Here is a 20426-nt window from a genome sequence, read left to right on the forward strand (position 1 = left end):
GACTAATACTCTATCGGCTTGGAGAAATTGGCGTACTTGTTGCGCTGTCTGGTGCAGTATTTCTTCTAGTTTGAGAGATTGACGAATTCTTAATGCGATTTGTGCTACTAGTTGTTGTTTTTCTTGGCTTTTTTCTAACTGTCGAGTTAAGTACATCCTTTCAATCGCATGATGAATTGCGCTTTGAAGAATTGCTGGGGTGAGTTTATCTTTTACTAGATAATCTTGCACACCGCTTTTCATCACCTGGACAGATGTAATTTCATCTTCTGGTTTTGTCAGCATAATCACAGCCGTTTGACTGTGAGGGTGAATTTCCCGAAATTGGTGAATAAACGTCAGTCCATCGCTGTCTAGCAAAATGACATCTGGAATCTGGTACTGACACCAAGCCATAGCCTGAATACTGGTATTAAATTCTAAAATGCGATAGGTATACAAACTGTCTTGGCGCAAAAAGCGACAATATGTTTCCCGCTCTTCAGCACAATCATCAATCAATAGAATTGTCAGATAAGAGGAATGTTTCATAAGTAGAAAACAAATATAATCGCGCTTAAAAATAAATTAATCTTTTATAATTCCTAAGTTAAAAGTCGCTTATGGGATAAGCGCACTCAAAGCAAGTTTGCAGATTCTTGTTTATGTTGCCCATCTTCAACACCTAAATTAATTTACCAATATATCTCGGAAATTGCTTGTTGGATTAATCTTAATTACCTACTCAAATCAGGACTTAACTAGGCTTAAAAAATCAGTAAATTTGAGCCAATTCATTAGTTAATCTACTTAATAACTAATGCTAATTTTCCGTAATTCTGCTATTAGTAAAGAGCAATTAAATAGCATTGCCGCAGCATAAATCCGTCATCAGCCATGAGTAAGGTAAAGGAAGACCGCCAGCAATGAAAATGACTAAATACTAGATTTAGTCAGGGGTTTCAGCATTTATTCATTCACCAGTCGTCAATAATTCCCAAGCTGAACTCTGTTTTGAAAAAAATCTATCATTTGCTGTCGAGGCTTGGTATGCAACCTTTCTAGATAACTTAGTGATTAAGTCCGCTCGGAGAATTGACCTTACCTAAAATGCAATGGCCTGTAACTAGTTAATTTTACGGAATTTTTCTGCGACTCTCTACGTATTTATTCTCAAGTATCCAATTATGATGCCGGGTAATTTACGCACAATAATTAGTCAAAAAAATCCTATTTTTCCTCGATTTTTTTTTGGGAAAAAACTTTAATAATAAACTTATGCCAATCAATGAGTTTTTGAACTAGATGGAGCGATCGCCAGAACAAATTGAGCTTTAGCTATCATCAACCAGTCTCAATCTGAAAATAACTCTGACATCCATCCTTTAAGACTAAAGAAACTTTTATTACCAGCGGTGACAACTACCAACAAAACTGGTGTTGGGAAAATATTTGTCAGAATTTTTCCACAATATCAGTTCAATTCAACTAAACAAGGAGTTTTCACCTATGTCATTAGCAGGTATAGAAAATCGGTCTAAAAAATTACAATCTCCAAAAGTTGTCAATTCTTTTTGGACTCCTACCAATAGGATATTTGTCTTAGGGGCTTTCATTATTCTTTCTAGTTCCAGCTTTGTAATCTTGTCTTCTTTAATTTCAGCAATTATTTCCTTTAGCGCAAATTATAGCGAAAATCCCACCTCTATCCCCTGGATTAGCAATCAATCACAATGTAGGCACAGTGGAAGACATTGGGACGGAAATAGATGCTGGGATGATGAACATAGCCCTATGTTCTAAAGTGTAATTACATCTTGTAGATAGATATGACTCGAAACCGTTTAACAAAAACTGCTTACCATCATGACCCTTTTATACATCAATTTTTTGCGAGTATTCCCCCACAAACAGCAGCCACATTCACTGAAATACAACTATGGAAAATCAAACAAGCATTTAAACATAAATTTGCTAATTCTCATAGTGTAGATATTAGATTTTTTATTCCGTTACCTAAAAAGCGTTTTTCCCTAGTTTTAGTTTTTGCTCAAGCAAAAAGATATAAAAAACGTTTGCAATATCCAATTTACAGACATATCAATCGAGTAGTTGTAACTAAGTCTGGTTTATTAGTCATTACATCTTTAATGGGTACACTTTGCATGGTAGAAATAGTGCCATCTATTAAAGACTGTTTAGGTATGGACAAAAGGTACGCACTTATGCAAGCCCTAAACGGCGAAGAAGAGATTACTTTTCATCATAGAAAACACTGAGGTTTTTTAATCATTGATGGGCAAAAATGTTGTTTATCCCTTTTCCTAAAATCACCTTGTTTCAGCCATCTCCAAAATGCTCCTGAACTCTCTCAGCCCTGATAATTTACACCTGACGATTATCCGTCATTTTCTCACGGTTAACTCCAAGACTTTGCTAGTTGATGTAATTTCATTAATCAATGAAGCACAAGTTAATTTTCATCGGTTTGCCGTTAAAGATGCTATTTGTGCAAATAAAGACATAGATAACATTACAGACAAAGTTGCTAGTTGTGTTTTAGTCATCGACAACTCACAATTGGTGGGTATAATTACACAACTAGATTTAATTAAGCTGACAGCAAAAGGGAAAAATTGGGATGGGATTAGTGTTGCGGAGGTAATGACGAGAGAGTTAGTAACACTAAACATAGAAGATTTTAAAGATGTTTTCACTGCCTTAAATTTGCTGCGTCAATATCGAATTTGTCATCTGCCAATTGTTGGGGAACAAGGTGAAATAATTGGATTAGTCACACCTACAAGCCTTTTGGCAGTGACAATTCAACAAGCAGGACTCTACAATTATGCACGAGTTAAACTTGCCGAACGCCAGCGTATTGAAGCCGAATTGCGCTTAGAGCGGAATTTTATTTCGGCAATTTTAAATTTAACAGATGCCTTAGTTGTCGTATTGGATAGTCAAGGCAAGATAGTTCGCTTTAATCAAACTTGCGAACAAGCTACAGGTCATGCTTTTGACGAAGCTAAAGGCAAATTTGTTTGGGATGTGTTGTGTTTACCTGACATCACAGAATGTCTCAAAGATATTTTTCAAAATTTAGGACAAAGAGAATTCCCTTCACGTTACGAAGCTGATTTAATTAATAAAGATAGCGATCGCCGTTTGATTGCTTGGTCAAGTAAAGTCTTACTCAATCGTGATGACCAAGTTCAATATATAGTCTGTACTGGTATTGACATCACAGAAAGCCGCAAAACCCAGCAAGAACTCCAGCAGACGCGCAACTTTCTTCAATCAATGATTAATAATTTGCCAGTCGCTGTCTTTGTCAAAGATGCCAAGCCAGAAAATTTAGGTAAATTCAAACTCTGGAATCATACTTGCGAGCGCCTGTTTGGTATCACAGCCGAGCAAGCAATTGGCAAAACTGATTATGAATTATTTCCCCAAGCACAAGCAGACTTTTTTCAGCAATCAGACAAAGCCGCTTTTACCACTGGTGTCACTCAAGATATTGCCGAAGAAGCTATCGAAACTCCAAAATTTGGCAGAAGAATTTTACACACCACCAAAATTCCGCTCTATGACAAAGACAAACAAGCAGAATATCTCTTGTGTATTTCTGAAGACATCACAGAATATAAACTAGCTGAAAAAAATCTCCAACAAGCTAAAGAACAATTACAAACTGTTTTGGATGCTGTACCTGGGTTTGTTTCTTGGGTGAGCGCTGATGGATATTATTTAGGCGTAAATCGGCATTTAGCTGAAAGTTTTAACTTAACTGCTGATGCTTTTATTGGTAAAGAACTGGGCTTTTTGCAAATTAGTCCACAATTTACAACTTTTATGCGTAATTTTCTAGATAGGCAAGATGTAGCCGATTCTGGATTAGTAGATACTCAAATCAACGGTATCACCCGCAAATACTTACTCATCGCCCAGAAATATCAACAAAATACAGCTGCTGTTGCCGTTGGCATAGATATCACAGAACGCAAACAAGCAGAAATGGCTTTAGCAGAATCAGAAGCGATGTTGCGCTCTGTTTTGGAAAGTACCCCTAGCAAGGTGACGGTGGTTAATGCACAAGGAACAATTGCTTTTATCAATCAACCAACACCGCACCTAGCGTTTCAAGATGTTGTTGGCACTAATATTGATGACTATGTATTGCCGGAGGACTGTCAAATTCAACGTTCGGCTTTAGAACGCGTTTTTACTCACGGAGAGGTTGTTAGTTACGAAATCCGAGCTTTATGTACTAATGCAACTATTAGACATTATCACTCTCAAATTGGCCCCATTTGGCACGACAATCAAGTGACAGAGGCGGTGATTATTTCCAACGATATCAGCGAACAGCAAGCCGCACTCCGAGAACGCAAAAAAGCGGAAACTGCTTTAAGAGAAAGCGAGCAGAAATTCCGATTATTAACAGAAAATATTAAAAGTACCTTTTGGATTTTAGAGACTAAAAACGATACTTATCAAATTGTTTACGTTAGTCCTGCTTTTGAAGAAATTTGGGGCAGGCGTACCGAAGAAGTTTATGCTTCATTTGATATATTTATCAATTCTATACATCCTAGCGATCGCCAACAGCTAATCGCCAATCAGCCTCACAGATTCCAAGGCCCCTATGATGAAGAATACCGGATTATCCGCCCAGATGGTTCCATCCGTTGGATTCGTAGCAGTGCCTTTCCTATTAAAAATGAGCAAGGAGAAGTCTACCGCTTTACTGGCATTGCAGAAGATATTACAGAGCGCAAACAAACTGAAAACGCTTTACAAAGTTTAATCGAAAGCACCGCATCCACAACCGGACAAGACTTTTTCCCAGCCTTAGTAGAGCATATTTCTTCTACATTAGATGTTCGTCATGCTTTAGTCACAGAGTTAGTTGATGGACAAGTCCAAACTTTAGGATTTTGGTCTGACGGCCAGTTACAACCGAATATTTGTTATGACCCTACATCAACTCCTTGTGAAATTTTGTACAAGCAAGGATATTACTACTGTGCATCTGGCATTCAGCAACTATTCCCCACCGCCGAAAGATGGGTGCAAATGCAAGCCGAAAGTTCAATGGGAGTGATTTTAAGTGATGATTTTGGCAACCCAATTGGCTCACTTTGCATCATAGATGAAAAGTTAATTCCTGATAGTCATAAATTTGAAGGAATTCTCAGAGTATTTGCAGCTAGAGCATCTGCTGAACTCCAAAGACAGCGCGCGCAAGAAGCCCTACAAAAACTTAACCGCGATTTAGAAGCGCGGGTAGAACAACGCACTTTAGAATTACAAGAAAGTGAAGCAGAACTGCGAGCAATTTTTAATCAAGCTGCTGTTGGGATTAAACTCGAAACTTTAGACGGGCGATTTATCAAAGTCAATCAAAAACTCTGTGATATTTTGGGTTACAGCCAAGCAGAATTGATGAATAAAACTTTTTGGGATGTGACACACCCAGAAGATGTTGACGATCATCAAAGTATTTTACAAAAACTGATCAATGGTGACATCAACACCTTTTCAATTGAAAAACGGTGTTTACATAAAAATGGTGATTTTATTTGGGTGAATCTCACTGTTTCGCTGATTCGAGATTTAACGGGTACACCAATTTATTCTGTAGGCATAGTTAAAGATATCCGTCATCAAAAACAAGCAGAAGAAGAGCTAAAACGGCAATTTGCTGCTGTAGAAGCTGCCATTGATGGAATCGCCATTTTACGTCAAGATACCTATACATATGTCAATCAAGCCCATGTAGAAATGTTTGGCTATCAGCATCCTGAAGAACTAATTGGTCAAAGTTGGCAAGAAATTTATAACCCGTTAGAAATTAATCGGTTCCAAACAGAGGTTTTTACTGCTTTAAACCATCAAAAACATTGGCGTGGTGAAACCATCGCTAGAAGGAAAGATGGCAGTCACTTTGAAGAAGAAGTGAGTTTAACTATTTCCGATCAAGGTGATTTAATTTGTGTCTGTCGTGATATTAGTCAACGCAAGGAAGCAGAACGGCTATTAGAAGAACAAAGGTCATTTTTACGTAGCATTATTGATAATAATCCTAATTATATTTTTGTTAAAGATACAACAGGGAAGTTTTTGTTAGTCAACCAAGCAATGGCTGACTTACACAACACGACAATTGAAGCTTTTGTCGGCAAAACAGATGCAGAATTTTACACAAATGCGGAAATTAGACAATTTCAAGATTGCGAACAATCTGTACTGGCGACACTCAAACCACTGCAAGTTTTAGAATCGACTACTAACAAAGCGACTGGAGAGCAATGTTATTTTCAATCTATCAAAGTTCCCTTAATTGCACCTAATGGTGTAGTTAGAGGTATTTTGGGAGTGGCGACAGATATTACCGAACGCAAACAAGCCGAAACAGAACTGCATCAAGTTAAAGAAAGACTGCAATTTTTGATTTCTTCTAGTCCAGCAGTTATTTTTAGTGCCAAGGTGACAAATAATTATTTTTGTCCGACTTACATTAGTGAAAATGTCACCAATTTAGTGGGTTATCCAGCAGAAAAGTTTTTAACTGACTATAGTTTTTGGCTAGAACGTATCCATCCTGAAGATGCGGCACAAAGTGTGAAAAACTTAGCCCAAATTATCGCAGCCGGAACGCAAAGCTACGAATATCGTTGGAAGCACCAAAATGGCGAATATTGCTGGATGTTTGAAGAGTTAAAGTTGATCCGCGATGAACAGGGTTATCCTTTAGAGATTATTGGATTATGGATGGATATTAGCGATCGCAAAAAAGCCGAAGAAGATATCTGTAAAGCTTTAGAAAAAGAAAAAGAACTCAGTGAGTTAAAATCGCGGTTTATTTCCATGACTTCTCATGAGTTTCGCACTCCTTTGGCGGTGATTGCTTCTTCTGCTGGCATTTTAAAAAGTTTTAGCCATAAACTCGATGAACAACAAAAGCAAAAACATCTCCAGTGCATTCAGACTTACGTGCAGCATACAACGCAGCTTTTGGATGATATTTTACTCATCAATAAAGCCGAAGCTGGCAAGTTAGCTTTTGACCCTCAGTCGCTAGATTTAGTTAGTTTTTGTCACACCTTAGTAGAAGAAATTCAACTGAGTTCTCCTCAACATAATTTAGTTTTTTGTCCGCAATCTACAGCTAATATTTCAGCCGACGAGTGCTGCATTGCCTGTATGGATAAAAAACTGTTACGACAAATTCTCAGTAACTTACTTTCTAACGCTGTTAAATACTCAGCAGATAAAAGTAATATTCAAATTGAGCTATTAATTCAAAATAAAAGTGCAGTGTTTCTGATTCACGATGAAGGGATTGGAATTTCGCCACAAGAACAACTGCATCTATTTGAACCATTTTACCGAGCTAGCAATGTTGGCAATATACCAGGCACAGGATTAGGCTTAGTCATCGTCAACAAATGTGTAGATTTACATAAAGGCAGAATTACTATTGCCAGCGAGGTTGGGGTTGGTACAGTCGTCAGGGTAGAACTACCACTTGTTGTCACAAATATCTGTGAATAAGAATATTCTCAATGTTACTCACAAATAATTTTTGGGAAAAATAAACATAGGGATATTACGTGGAAATATGTCTAGGTGGCTAACGGCTTTAACCTAGCTATTTTGCTAATGACTGTTAGCTGAAGTTTCTTTTTTAGTACAACAATGAGTCAAAAAATATTGGTAATTGAAGATGAAGTGCAAATCTGCTCAAATATCCAAGAGATTTTAAGTTTTTCTGATTTTAAAACTCTGACAGCGAATAATGGTGTAGATGGATTGCGGATTGCTAAGACAGAAAAACCAGATTTAATCTGTTGTGACATTATGATGCCTGATTTAGATGGTTATGGTGTCTTGAAGGCATTACGAGAAGACCCTGCAACTGAATTCATTCCCGTCATTTTGCTGACGGCTAGAGTAGAACGCGGTGACTTACGTCAAGGGATGGAATTAGGCGCAGATGATTACATCACTAAGCCTTTTTCCCCAGAAGAACTGCTCAAAGCAATTGAGATGAGATTAGCTCGCATTGCCAAGCCAATTTTGATTAAACAAAAGTACGAACAAGAACGGCAAAACAATGCCAAGCTCAAGCAAGAGATCCAGGTAAATTTACAAAAACTGCAAGAAAGTCAACAATTAGCAGATATGCGTAATGAAGTTTTAGAAAAACTCTTACAAGATTTAGGTAATCCTCTTTCTAATATTAATATGGCAGTACATATGCTCAAGCAGGCGCAATCAGATATTGAGCGCGATCGCTACTTAAATATTTTACAACACGAGTATGAACGAGAAATTACATTGTTGAATGAAATTAAAAATCTCCAAGCATTACTCACTCCGGAAAATGCCAAAATATTGCAAAAGTTTAATTTGCTTTACAACAATAAATAAAGCAAATTTATAGCTATTACTTTGCCAAATTATGAGTTATTCATGTTATCAGGTTTGTCATTCTATCCACCAAAATAATAACTTTATCTTTATAAACTGTAGATGAACACGATTTTGATTATAGAAGACGAACCCCAAGTTCGAGAAAACATTCAGGAAATTCTAGAACTTTCTGATTTTGAAACTTTGACAGCATCAAACGGTAAAATTGGTTTGGAAATTGCTCAAGCTAAATTACCAGATTTAATCATTTGTGACATTATGATGCCAGAGTTAGATGGCTATAGTGTGTTATCTGCTCTGCGTCAAAATGAAACAACTGTCAATATTCCGTTAATATTTGTCACCGCCAAAGCAGAACGTACAGATTTCCGTCAGGGTATGGATTTTGGTGCTGATGATTATTTAACCAAGCCATTTACACCAGAAGAATTGTTAAATGCGATCGCGGGTCGGCTGAAAAAACAAGCTGTGATTCAACGTCAATCTCAAGCTAAATTAGATGAGTTGCGGATGAATATCATTCACTCCTTGCCTCATGAAATTAATACGCCTTTAAATGGCATTTTAGGAATGTCTCAATTATTAATTGAAAATTCCGAGTTAATTAATGAGCCAGAAGAGATTGAAATTGTCGAAACGATTTACACATCTGCTAGTAGACTGCATAAATTAGCACAAAGATTTTTGCTATATAGCAATCTAGAACTAATTTCTCGAGATGCTCAAAAAATTCGGCAAATTCAAGAGGAATTTGAGAATTGTTTGAGTAAGACGGTGATTCATGATGTCTGTATCAATAAAGCTAGAGCAGTGAACCGAGAAAAGGATTTAAAGTTAGACTTAACTGAATCGCTTGTCCGAATGCCCCAGGAGAAATTAAGTATCTTAATTGAAGAATTGATAGATAATGCTCTGAAATTTTCTTTGCCCAACAGTGAAATTAAAGTCATCAGCAAAGTAAATGGGTACAAATATCAATTAGATGTGATTGATTTTGGCAAAGGAATGACTAGTGCAGAAATTGATAAAATTGGCGCATTTGTGCAATTTAATCGCAAGTTATACGAACAACAAGGTTCTGGTTTAGGACTAGCAATTGTTCAGCATCTAGTTAATTTATACCAAGGTGAATTTCAAGTTAGTAGTACTCCTGGTCAAGGTACAACTATTAGCATTTGTTTTCCCGGCTAATCAATCTTCCTGGTGTGGTTGAGCTATTTTAAGTTGAAATCAGGTGAAATCAGGGTGAATCTATCGGTTTTTTTCTAGGCGATCGCAAATTTTTATGTAATCACTACCTCGGTGTAAATGCTCCTAGTTGTTTGATTTTCCATACCCAAATGTATTGGATAAAAATTTACATCTACCTACATGGATTCCCACCAAAAAAAGAAAAAATCCTCTCACACCATTATTTGGGGTGCAGAGGATAGTTGATTTTGGCGGATCAAACTTTCAAGATTATCTGCCGCTAATGCCTAATTTGAAGTGATTGGTAGCAGATAACAAGATGATACTACTAGCACCCAAGAAAATTTATGCTTTTACTAGATTTGGCAATTTTAGAAAAAGAAAGCTGTAAAATCTCGTGTTACATTCATTTCTAAAATTTTGAATATATGCACGAGCGCGAATATGTTGATAGATGATAGTCTTGTTTCACAAGATAAACATGAACATTGGTAGATTAACTAAATGAGTTTTAGAGATAAAGGCCCCTAACAAATATGCTAGGAGCGTAAGCCCCTAAGGAATCTATAATAAGCTGCATTTAAACATAGTAATGAGAAGTGGTAGGGAAGAGATTTTACTATATCTAACTGCAACTTATAGCAATTCGCAATGACGCTCGCAGGCTCGCTAACGCTGCGCTAACGCAATTCGCAGTATGCTCGGATGTTAGGTTTCATTCCTCAACCCAAGCTTATTGCACCATAATTTACATCTTGCGGTAGCTAATTAAAGATAAAAAATCATATCTTGCTCCTCATAGTTAAATACTTATTATGTTTGTTTAGGCTAGAATCAAATTGAGGATTGAAAATATAGTGGCTATTATTTAACACTTGTTACCTCAATTATCATCTTGCTAAACTTAAGTTCAAGGCAATTAATCATTAAAGGTTTTTTGCTTGCAGTGAACTTTTTGCATATTGCTAATATAGCCATTTAAAAAAATCTAAAAAATAGCAAAAACACTAAATTTTTATGATTTAGTATTCCGGTAAAACTACTCTCAGAGTTTTAAGTAGTTAAATAAGTATTCACCCTCATACAGTTTCACTTTAAGGTTGATATATTCAGGCAAGCAAAGGAAACAGAGTTTGATGTATCCCATATTTAATAGCAAGTTGCAGTCAAAGATAGTAAGAAGAGAGTGGGAGTAGGTAGTAGGGTTGAGAAAGTAGTAATATTACTATTTCTGAAAGCAACTTAATATAAGTTGTGAAGCTTGCGTAAATTTCCCTGAGTGATATGGACAAGTCTCCGTGGTTATATCATGTTCGTTTGGTAGCTGACAATCAAGGCGCATCTGTGCAGCAAGAGCAAAGCTATCTCCTCTGTTGATGCCATATCTTCCAGCAAATTTTAATTCTGCAAGAGTCTGGTAATTGCTGCAATTAATTTTGCCGGATCGGCGGGTTTGGCAATATGCATTTGAAATCCCGCAGCAAAAACCTGCTGTTGTGTAGTTTCAGCCGCGTAAGCGGTAAGCGCGATCGCGGGGATTTGTCCTCCTTCGGTGGCTGATCGCGATCGCACTTCGCGGATTAATGCGTAGCCATCTACATCTGGCATTCCTAAGTCACTCAGCAACAAGTCTGGCGGGGATTGCGATATGGATAGAAGGGCTTCATAGGCTGATGAAGCTGTTGTGACGATTGCACCTTGCTGTTCTAAGAAAAATGCCAAAAATTCTCGTGTATCAACATCATCATCGACTATCAATAATTTTCTTCCTTCTAGGGGAGACTCAACGCTGGACAGCAGGGAACTAGCATAAGCTGTTGAATTGTTGTTAGCTGCATCTTGACTAGGCTGCGCTGGTAAACAAACTGTAAATGTTGCGCCTTGATTTTCGCCTAAGCTTTCTGCCCAAACTCTACCACCATGTAACTCGACTAGCTGACGCACAATTGCTAAACCTAGTCCTAGTCCTCCAGACCGCCTAGTAATACTGCTATCTGCTTGACGGAAAGACTCAAATACATAAGGTAAAAAGTCTGGACTAATACCTTTACCTGTATCTTGAACTTGAATTTGAACTTGAGAATCAATTTGTTTTAAGTAGACTGCAACTTGACCGCCAGAGGGGGTAAATTTGACGGCGTTAGTCAGCAAATTCCAGACGACTTGTTGCAAACGGCCGCTATCGCCTTTGACTTGTCCGATGTGGCTATCTAGATGCAGATTTATCTGAATTGACTTTGCTTCTGCGGCTAATCGCACTGTCTCTAATGCAGATTCAATAGTAGAAGCTAAATTTACGTTTTCTAAGTTTAGTGCTAATTTACCCCGCAAAATGCGAGAAATATCTAACAAATCATCTATTAATTGCACCTGGAGTTCGGCATTGCGTTCAATAGTTTCTAAGGCGCGCAGACTGGCGGCTTCGCCCAAGGTGCGTTTTTTTAAGAGTTTGGCCCAACCTAAAATAGGATTAAGTGGCGATCGCAGTTCGTGAGAAACTACAGCCAAGAATTCATCTTTAATGCGGTTGGCTGTTTCGGCTGCTTCTTGGGCTTTTTGCCGTTCTTCTGCTACGGCTAAGGCTCGATCGCGCAAATTTTTATATTCTTGTACTCTAAATGTTAAATCAGTCACATCTTGAATAGAAAACAGTGCATAAAATCCTTCACCATCTAATGCGGGTAAAGCTGTAACTGTGGTGTGTTGAATTCGGTATTTACCTTGCGGTAATGCGACAGGAATCACATATTTGTGCAACTGCGAAGAAAATATTGTTGGTGGCCCACCTTCAAATATTTGATCTAAGCGGCTGGCGTAGCGCGGTTGATTTAAATGGGGAAAATATGCGTAAATTGAGGTTCCTAAAATTTTTTGTTTAGGAATTTTTGTCCATTCTTCTAAACAGCAATTCCAAAATAGTACAGTGCGATCGGAATGTAAAACAAAAGCTCCCAAAGGAATTTGGTCTAAAAGGCAGAATTTTTCCTGGGCTTGTTCTATTTTGTTCATCTTCTCACACTATGTTTTGTCGTTCCGCCTATACAATTAACTGCTAATTTCCCCGTACACTGCTATTTCTTCGTCAATAGCATTGATTAACGCATCAAAAGCTCTGACTTCAAAAATTAAAATAATATCACCCATCAACTCTAATTGTTCAATCGTGAACTGGGCTTGAGCCAATAAAATTTTAGATTCACTCCCATGAGTAGATAACAATAAATTATTAATCGTATCTTCTAAATATACAGGTAATGTGTATTGTATATGCTGCTTTAACACATTACCAATCGACCCCATCACACCATTAATAACAATATTTCCAATTTCACTTAAAGTCCCGATTTTCACTGCATCTAAATCATCTGAACCTGGTTCTTCACCAGTCAAAATTGCCACTAAAGTTGATGCACTTTCTGTGGGAAAAACTAAGCCAGCCGTACCATAAAAAGCCCCAGTAAAATTTAATTTTACCGAAGCTAAACTATCATCTTGAAAGCGCGAACCTAATTCATGATAAGCTTCAGCAGCAGATAATACTTTGACTAAGGGAATTTCTAACCGAATGTGAGAATCTACCATTTCATTGAGTAGACTGGCCGCTCTACCAACCCCAATATTGATTAATTCTTGCAAAGCATCCAGTTCATCTGCTGTCACATCCATGTAAAATTCATTCCTTTACATCAATAACTTGCTTCACCACTTCTCGCAATTCTTTTTCTTTTGGTGGTTTATTAATAAAGTTAACTGCTCCCAAATTATAGCTTTGATTGCGTGCGCCTTCTTGAATATCCGCTGATATAATAATTGTCGGTATTTTTAAGCCTTCATTTTGTAAAGCTTGTAAAAATTCAAAACCATTGAGTTCGGGCATGAGTAAATCGGCTAACACACAGTTAGGCTGATGTTGATGTACCATTTCTAATCCCTCACGCCCATTAGTGGCTTCGATAATTTCATAACCATCTAATTGTAGAAACTTGCGGATCATTCTCCGGGAAAAGGCTGCGTCATCAATAATTAAAATTAAGGTCATCAGCTTTACCAATTGAATTCATACGCTTATCTCTATTTATTTTATGATGGTGATTTTTTTGATTAAAGCTATTCAAAAAAAACGTAAAACTCATCAACAAATTTTATTTTTATCAAAGTTTTTAGACTAACTTAAACATTAAGCAGTGCTGAAATTATAATGTTATTCGGATTCCTCATTTATTAAAAATTATTAAAATTATGAGACGGGATTCATTTTGACTGGGGTTGGTTTAACCAATGCAAAATGGTTGTATGGTGGATTTCTGTCACGCGTTCAATTTCGCGTAGACTCATACCATTGAGATACATTTTTAAACAAAGCCGCTTGACATCCTCTGAATAACGCCAAGGGTAATAAGACTCAAGGAATTGTCTTCCACACTGTTTACACTTGTAACATTGTCGGTTTTTGCGACGACCGTTCTTAAAAATCTCGGTAGAATGGCAACGAGGACATTTCATGTCTCTTTGTCATTAAGGTTAATCATTATCTTTTCAGCAAACAGAAGTGATAACATCTTTCTCAAGAGATATATTTGTTGGGTGAAGAAAAGATTAAGATGAAAACCAAAGGTATACGCAATCTATCAATGCAATGGGGATAGTAGATATTGACGATGATGATCTAGAAGCATTTTTAGTGGAAAGCTTTGAGAGTGTCGCTCAAATTGAAAGCAGCATTATTGCCCTAGAAAGCAACTTAGATAATCCAGTAGAATTAGAGCGAATATATCGTTCACTGCATACATTAAAAGGTAACTGCGGTTTTTTACCTTTTTCTAAGTTAGAATCTATAGCTCATGCCGGAGAAAGCTTACTGTCATATCTGCGCGATGGGTTTCGCTCAGACGAAGACATCCACAACTGGCAACTAACAGCGCAAATTATCAGCCTGTTGTTACAAACAGTAGATACAATTCGTCAGTTGTTATCTCAAATTCAAACTACTAAGCATGAGGGAAATGAGGATTATACACAACTGATTCAAGCGTTGACTCAACTTCCCCAAACCCAAAAATTATGGGTAGCATCATCATTACCCCAAGTACAACCAATGACTCTGGCTGCATCAGAATCAGCTTATGTCAGAGTGAATGTCAGCTTGCTAGATCAATTAATGAACTTGGTGGGTGAACTTGTGTTAGCGCGTAACCAAGTTATGGGGTTATCACACAAAATTCAGGATACAAGCTTGAGTGCCACTTGCCAACGCCTAAACTTGATTACAACCGAGTTGCAAGATGGAATCATGAAAACTCGGCTGCAACCTATCAGTACAATTTGGCAAAAATTCCCGCGTGTAATTCGAGATTTAGCGATCGCCAATGGTAAACAAGTACAAGTGCAAATGCAAGGAGAAGATACAGAACTAGATAAAAGTATCATTGAAGCGATTAAAGACCCACTGACTCATTTAGTTCGTAACTGTATTGATCATGGCATAGAATCACCCAGCGATCGCACTGCTCATGGTAAACCAAGCACAGGTAAGATATTTCTCAAAGCCTTGCATGAAAATGGTAAAGTGACGATTGAAATTGGCGATGATGGCCAAGGTTTATCTCCGATTAAAATCAAACACAAAGCCCAACAATTAGGTTTAATTAGCCCTGCACAAGCACAGACAATTAACGATACAGAAGCCATAAACTTAATTTTTTTACCTGGGTTTTCCACCACAGAACAAGTCACCAACCTTTCCGGGCGTGGCGTGGGGATGGCGATAGTCAAAAGTAATATTGAAAAAATTAATGGCAGTATTGAAATTTACAACCAACTGGGTAAAGGCACAACATTTAAACTCAAAATTCCCCTCACAGTCACAATTATTCCAGCATTAATTATTAGTAGTGATGGCGATCGCTATACAATTCCTCAATCTAACTTGCAAGAATTAGTCCGCTTAGAACCAGAGCAAGCATTAACTCAGATTGAAATATTTTATGACGTACCCGTGTACCGTTTACGCGAGCAACTCATCCCCCTAGTTTACCTCAATCAAATATTGCAACCTGCCACACCCCACACCCCACACCCCACACCCCACTCAGCACTCAGCACTCAGCACACCCCACTCAGCACACCCCACTCAGCACTCAGCACTCAGCACTCAGCACTCAGCACTCAGCACTCAGCACTCAGCACTCAGCACTCAGCACTCAATATAGTCATTATCCAAACCGAAAACTATCAATTTGGACTAGTTGTTGACACCATTGAAGACATTCAAGAAATTGTTGTCAAACCATTAGGAAACCAATTAAAATCGCTATCTTTATTTGCCGGAGCCACGATTATGGGAGATGGCAAAGTAGGATTAATTATTGATGTGGTGAATTTAGCCAAACAAGCACAACTTAACGACAAACAAAAACAATTGCCCAGTAGTACAAGTGCCAACATCAAGGCAGAAATTAGCGATCGCCAAATGATTTTACTATTTGAAGGGCCACAAAAGGCACTGATGGGAATTCCTGTGGCGAGAGCCTTGCGCTTAGAACGCGTTCCCCAAACGGCGGTAGAGCAAGTTGGGAATCAAGCCGTGGTGCGAATTCTCGACAAAATTCTGCCCATTATCGACTTGCAGAGCATCTTCCCCAGCCAGCAACCCAACTTAGAAGCCCAAACCGAGACACTGCAATTAGTCATTGTCTCTCTTAGCTCTGACTTGAGCGTGGCGTTAGTAGTTGAGCGCATTCTTGATATTGTAGAGGAATCACTGACAATTCAAGGTATTCCCAGTAGACCAGGAGTATTATTTTGCGCTGTTATCAAAGGCCAAATCACAGAAATTCTCGATATTGAAACCATTATTAAAATTGCTAACCCCTATTTATTGCAAGTGAGCGAGCGTGGCTGAACAACTTTGCACTTTTTGGCTAAATGAAATTTACTTTGGCATTGACGTGCAGCATGTTCAAGAAGTGATTCGTCCTCAAGTCATGACTCGCATACCGTTAGCACCGCCCGATATATGTGGATTAATTAACTTACGAGGAGAAATTATTACTGTAATTGATTTGCAACAACGATTAGGTATAGGTGAATTTAGCAAGCGATCGCAAAATTTGCAACTAGAATCTCAGGGGTTTAATATCGTTGTCAGTTATCACAATGAAGTCGTCAGCTTACTTGTTGATGATGTTGCCGATGTCTTAGAATTTGCCGAAAATACCTTGCAAACCCCACCCGCAACGTTACAAGGTAAAATGCGTCACATACTAGCAGGAGCCTACCCACTAGCAGCAGGGTTTTTGTTAGCGATCGATATTGAAAAACTTCTCAACGTTCAAGTAATTTAGGAGTAATGGGCAATGGCGACAAACCGGGCTGGGAAAACAGGGAACTCTAAATCTCCCGCAGAAAATGTTGCAGAGCCGATACAAACTACTCAAAGTCAAACAGACATCCAATTACAACCTTTATTAGCCGCCCTCAAAGCTGCCAGAGATGGTGATTTTACAGTCCGGTTAGTCGTGGATAACGATAACTTAAGCGAAATTGCCACAGTTTTCAATGAATTGGTCAGTTTAAACCAAAATGTCAACAAAGAAGTAGCCCGGGTAGCATCGGAAATTGGCCAAGAAGGAAAATTTGGTTCTCTAGCGGTTGTCAAACAAGCTAAAGGTTCTTGGCAAGAGTTACTAAATAACTTGAACCAAATGTCTGCAAATATCGCCGAACAGATAAAGAGTATTAAAGAAGTCACCTTAAAGGTGGCTCAAGGAAATTTAGCCCAACACATTCAAGCCGACAACGCCGGAGAATTTCAACAGCTGACCGATAATGCTAATCAGATGATTGACAGCTTGCGCTCTTCTATTAGACAAATGGCCGACGTAGCCACAGCCGTTGCATCTTCTTCAGAAGAACTCACCGCCGTTAGTAAAGAAATGACCGAAAATGCTAGACAAACCTCAGAACAAGCAACTTCCGCTTCAGCCTCAGCAGAACAAGTCAATCAAAATACCCTGACAGTTGTCACCGCCGTAGAAGAAATGGATGCTAGCATCCGCGAAATTGCCAAAACTGTTGTTGAAGGAGCCAAAGTCGCCAATGAAGCAGTCAAAACAGCCGATCGCACCAATGCGACAATAGATAAACTCGGCCAAAGCAGTATAGAAATTGGCAAAGTCATCAAAGTCATTACCTCCATTGCCCAACAAACAAACTTACTAGCTCTAAATGCCACAATTGAAGCAGCCAGAGCCGGAGATGCAGGTAGAGGATTTGCCGTTGTCGCCAACGAAGTTAAAGAACTTGCCAAACAAACAGCCACCGCCACCGAAGACATTAGCCAACGCATCGAAGCAATTCAAACCGATACCAAAAGTGCAATGGCAGCCATCACCCAGATAACTGATATTATTAGCCAAATTAACGACCTGCAAAGCAGCATTGCCAGTGCCGTAGAAGAACAAACCGCCACCACCAATGAAATCGCCCGCAATATAGCCGAAGCCGCCCAAGGCACATCAGATATTGCCAAAAGCATCGGCATTGTTGCCATTAACGCTCAAACAACTACCATTGGCGCGAGTAATACCTCAGACGCAGCCAAAGAATTAGCTCGTATGGCTGTAGATTTGCAAAAAGTAGTTATGCAGTTTAAGTATTGAAGAGGCTAGGGGCTAGTATTTTTACTCAGCACTCCCCACTCAGCACTCAGCACTCCCCACTCCCCACTCAGCACTCAACACTTCCCATACCATGCCAAAAATTCGGGTACTAGTTGTGGATGACGCGGTAATCGTTCGCAGCCGCGTCAGTAAAATTTTATCGAGTGATCCGCAGCTAGAGGTTGTAGGAGTTGCTGCCAATGGGCGCATTGCCTTGGCGAAGATTCCGCAAGTCAATCCTGATGTTGTGATTCTGGATGTGGAAATGCCAGAAATGAATGGCTTAGAAACTTTAGCCAGCCTCCGCCAAATTTACCCACACTTGCCAGTCATCATGTTTAGTACCTCTACGCAAGATGGTGCAAGTGCTACTCTTGAAGCTCTCTCTTTAGGTGCTTCAGATTATGCTACTAAACCCAGTAACCTAGGAAGTGTGGAGGCAGCCAACCAACATATCCGCGAGGAGTTGATTCCTAAAATCAAGCTATTCGGTCAAGAAATTCCGGTATTTTCAGCCGCTTTAGCAACTAATCCCATCGTTGTACCAATTTCTGCAAAAACGCCACGAGTGGATGTTGTTGCTATTGGAGTTTCTACTGGTGGCCCCAATGCCTTAACTACGCTGCTTAGTGCTTTACCAGCAGATTTTCCGGTTCCTATCTTGATTGTCCAACATATGCCGCCGATGTTTACCCAGCTTTTGGCTGAAAGATTATCTTCTAAGTGTCAAATTCCCGTAGCCGAGGCGGTTCCTGGAGTGGTGTTAAAACCCGGTCAAGCTTGGATTGCACCAGGAGATTTTCATCTGATTGTTGAGCGTGATGCAGATGCAGTGCGGTTGGCTATTCATCAAGCACCCCCAGAGAATTCTTGTCGCCCTTCAGTAGATGTATTGTTGCGTTCGGTGGCTCAGGTGTATGGTGCAGCTGCGATCGCTGTTATTCTCACAGGTATGGGACAAGATGGTTTGCATGGCTGTCAATTTATCCGTGAGGCAGGCGGACAAGTATTGGCACAAGACCAAGCCAGTAGCGTTGTCTGGGGAATGCCGGGTTTTGTTGTCAATGCAGGCCTAGCAAATCAGATTGTTCCCCTGGAGCAAATGGCAAGTGTAATTATGCAGCGCATCTGTTTTGACAAAAGGTCAGGTCTGTAATGAAGCAGACGAAAATTATCACTCAGCTGGATTTTGAATATCTGCGGCAATTAGTTCAACAACATTCGGCAGTAGTGTTAGATGCTGATAAAACTTATCTAGCCGAGTTATATTTACAACCAATTGCTGAATCTGCTGGGTTCGCTTCCATTACCGAGTTAGTGACTTATCTGCGCCATCAACCATTGAGTAATCTGCATATTCAAGCAATTGAAGCGTTGGTGACTAATGAAACATCATTTTTCCGCGATACTTACCCTTTTGAAGCTTTAAAACAGTTTGTGCTGCCTGATTTGCTAAAAAAAAGGAGAATTGAGCGATCGCTTAACATTTGGTGTGCTGCTTGCTCTAGTGGTCAAGAACCTTACAGCATCGCTATGTTAATTCGAGAATATTATCCCATACTCAGTAACTGGTCTCTACAAATCATAGCCAGCGACTTTTCTAATAAAGTATTAGCTCGCGCTAGTCAAGGTTGCTATAACCAACTCGAAATCAAGCGCGGGCTAACTAAAAATCTCCGAGAAAAATACTTTCAAAAACAAGAAAATGAATGGCAAATTAATCACGAAGTCCGTCAAATGATTGACTTTCGTCAAATCAATTTGCTTCATACTTGGTCATCTCTACCTCAGTTTGACATTATTCTTTTACGCAATGTTTTAATTTACTTTGACATTCCGACGAAAAAAGCCTTACTCAAAAAAGCGCAACAACAACTTAATTCAGATGGCTACTTATTTCTTGGTAGTGGTGAAACAACTCTCAACTTAGATGAATCCTTTGAGCGAATCCAGTTTAACAAAAGTATTTGCTATCGCTTGCATAACAGGTATAATAAATACCCCTAAGCAAAAATGGCTATCAGGGTTTATCAGTAATCAAATTAATTCATTTTTTTTAGTAAAAATACGTAAAAATTAACAAGCCTGGATAAAGTAAATAAAAGCTATGGTGATTTATTTTCAAGACTTCCGGAAACAACTTAGTCACGTCCG

General features: G+C 38.8%; 13 protein-coding genes. 9 read left to right on the top strand and 4 right to left on the bottom strand.

The annotated features are described in order from the left end of the window. The coding region (locus tag H6G69_RS22170) for a two-component system response regulator (protein ID WP_190691288.1) at window positions 1–531 on the bottom strand (531 nt) is incomplete at its 3' end. A 1277-nt stretch (window positions 532–1808) separates the two neighbouring features. Here H6G69_RS22170 and H6G69_RS22175 point away from each other — a divergent pair. The 4 genes from H6G69_RS22175 (at window position 1809) to H6G69_RS22190 (ending at window position 9612) form a co-directional block, all read left to right on the top strand. Further along, complete coding sequence (locus H6G69_RS22175; protein ID WP_190691289.1) at window positions 1809–2258, top strand: hypothetical protein; 450 nt, start codon at window positions 1809–1811, stop codon at window positions 2256–2258. A gap of 76 nt (window positions 2259–2334) precedes the next feature. Then, window positions 2335–7539, top strand: a complete 5205-nt coding sequence (locus H6G69_RS22180) for a PAS domain S-box protein (RefSeq protein ID WP_190691290.1) — start codon at window positions 2335–2337, stop codon at window positions 7537–7539. A gap of 144 nt (window positions 7540–7683) precedes the next feature. Continuing rightward, window positions 7684–8418, top strand: coding sequence for a response regulator transcription factor (locus H6G69_RS22185; protein WP_190691291.1), 735 nt, complete (start codon window positions 7684–7686; stop codon window positions 8416–8418). A gap of 102 nt (window positions 8419–8520) precedes the next feature. Beyond that, complete coding sequence (locus H6G69_RS22190; protein ID WP_190691292.1) at window positions 8521–9612, top strand: hybrid sensor histidine kinase/response regulator; 1092 nt, start codon at window positions 8521–8523, stop codon at window positions 9610–9612. A 1398-nt stretch (window positions 9613–11010) separates the two neighbouring features. Here the strand turns inward: H6G69_RS22190 and H6G69_RS22195 are convergent. Genes H6G69_RS22195 through H6G69_RS22205 form a run of 3 tightly spaced genes read right to left on the bottom strand, consistent with a single transcriptional unit; the run spans window position 11011 to window position 13651 of the window. Next, the gene (locus H6G69_RS22195) at window positions 11011–12621 is read right to left on the bottom strand and encodes an ATP-binding protein (protein ID WP_190691293.1); all 1611 of its coding nucleotides are present in this window, start codon (window positions 12619–12621) and stop codon (window positions 11011–11013) included. 36 nt (window positions 12622–12657) lie between these two features. Further along, window positions 12658–13278, bottom strand: a complete 621-nt coding sequence (locus H6G69_RS22200) for a chemotaxis protein CheC (protein ID WP_190691294.1) — start codon at window positions 13276–13278, stop codon at window positions 12658–12660. A 7-nt stretch (window positions 13279–13285) separates the two neighbouring features. After that, a complete protein-coding gene (locus H6G69_RS22205; protein ID WP_190691295.1) occupies window positions 13286–13651 on the bottom strand; it encodes a response regulator in 366 nt (121 codons plus the stop codon). Between the two features lie 597 nt (window positions 13652–14248). On the opposite strand from H6G69_RS22205, the gene H6G69_RS22210 reads away from it, so the two are divergent. The 5 genes from H6G69_RS22210 to H6G69_RS22230 all read left to right on the top strand — a co-directional run bounded on the left by H6G69_RS22210 (window position 14249) and on the right by H6G69_RS22230 (window position 20279). Then, window positions 14249–16513 carry a chemotaxis protein CheA gene (locus H6G69_RS22210; RefSeq protein WP_190691296.1) on the top strand — a complete coding sequence of 755 codons (2265 nt, stop codon included), beginning with the start codon at window positions 14249–14251 and terminating at the stop codon, window positions 16511–16513. Beyond that, window positions 16506–16955 carry a chemotaxis protein CheW gene (locus H6G69_RS22215; protein WP_190691297.1) on the top strand — a complete coding sequence of 150 codons (450 nt, stop codon included), beginning with the start codon at window positions 16506–16508 and terminating at the stop codon, window positions 16953–16955. The genes H6G69_RS22210 and H6G69_RS22215 overlap by 8 nt, the downstream gene beginning before the upstream one ends. A 12-nt stretch (window positions 16956–16967) precedes the next feature. After that, window positions 16968–18272 (top strand): methyl-accepting chemotaxis protein, encoded by a 1305-nt coding sequence (locus H6G69_RS22220; RefSeq protein WP_190691298.1) that lies wholly within the window; start codon window positions 16968–16970, stop codon window positions 18270–18272. Window positions 18273–18363: 91 nt separating this feature from the next. After that, window positions 18364–19428: a chemotaxis response regulator protein-glutamate methylesterase gene (locus tag H6G69_RS22225; RefSeq protein ID WP_190691299.1), complete on the top strand. Its 1065-nt coding sequence runs from the start codon at window positions 18364–18366 to the stop codon at window positions 19426–19428. Beyond that, window positions 19428–20279, top strand: a complete 852-nt coding sequence (locus tag H6G69_RS22230) for a protein-glutamate O-methyltransferase CheR (RefSeq protein ID WP_190691300.1) — start codon at window positions 19428–19430, stop codon at window positions 20277–20279. Before H6G69_RS22225 ends, H6G69_RS22230 begins: the two co-directional genes overlap by 1 nt. Window positions 20280–20426 lie beyond the last annotated feature (147 nt).

This window comes from Nostoc sp. FACHB-110 (assembly GCF_014697425.1).
Classification (GTDB): Bacteria; Cyanobacteriota; Cyanobacteriia; order Cyanobacteriales; family Nostocaceae; genus Nostoc_B.

What these genes read in the sequence shown, in the direction of transcription:
- H6G69_RS22195 (WP_190691293.1), bottom strand. Translation starts at nt 12,621, where the DNA reads ATGAACAAAATAGAACAAGCCCAGGAAAAATTCTGCCTTTTAGACCAA.
- H6G69_RS22175 (WP_190691289.1), top strand. Translation starts at nt 1,809, where the DNA reads ATGACTCGAAACCGTTTAACAAAAACTGCTTACCATCATGACCCTTTT.
- H6G69_RS22225 (WP_190691299.1), top strand. Translation starts at nt 18,364, where the DNA reads ATGCCAAAAATTCGGGTACTAGTTGTGGATGACGCGGTAATCGTTCGC.
- H6G69_RS22220 (WP_190691298.1), top strand. Translation starts at nt 16,968, where the DNA reads ATGGCGACAAACCGGGCTGGGAAAACAGGGAACTCTAAATCTCCCGCA.
- H6G69_RS22190 (WP_190691292.1), top strand. Translation starts at nt 8,521, where the DNA reads ATGAACACGATTTTGATTATAGAAGACGAACCCCAAGTTCGAGAAAAC.
- H6G69_RS22210 (WP_190691296.1), top strand. Translation starts at nt 14,249, where the DNA reads ATGGGGATAGTAGATATTGACGATGATGATCTAGAAGCATTTTTAGTG.
- H6G69_RS22230 (WP_190691300.1), top strand. Translation starts at nt 19,428, where the DNA reads ATGAAGCAGACGAAAATTATCACTCAGCTGGATTTTGAATATCTGCGG.
- H6G69_RS22205 (WP_190691295.1), bottom strand. Translation starts at nt 13,651, where the DNA reads ATGACCTTAATTTTAATTATTGATGACGCAGCCTTTTCCCGGAGAATG.
- H6G69_RS22185 (WP_190691291.1), top strand. Translation starts at nt 7,684, where the DNA reads ATGAGTCAAAAAATATTGGTAATTGAAGATGAAGTGCAAATCTGCTCA.
- H6G69_RS22200 (WP_190691294.1), bottom strand. Translation starts at nt 13,278, where the DNA reads ATGGATGTGACAGCAGATGAACTGGATGCTTTGCAAGAATTAATCAAT.
- H6G69_RS22180 (WP_190691290.1), top strand. Translation starts at nt 2,335, where the DNA reads ATGCTCCTGAACTCTCTCAGCCCTGATAATTTACACCTGACGATTATC.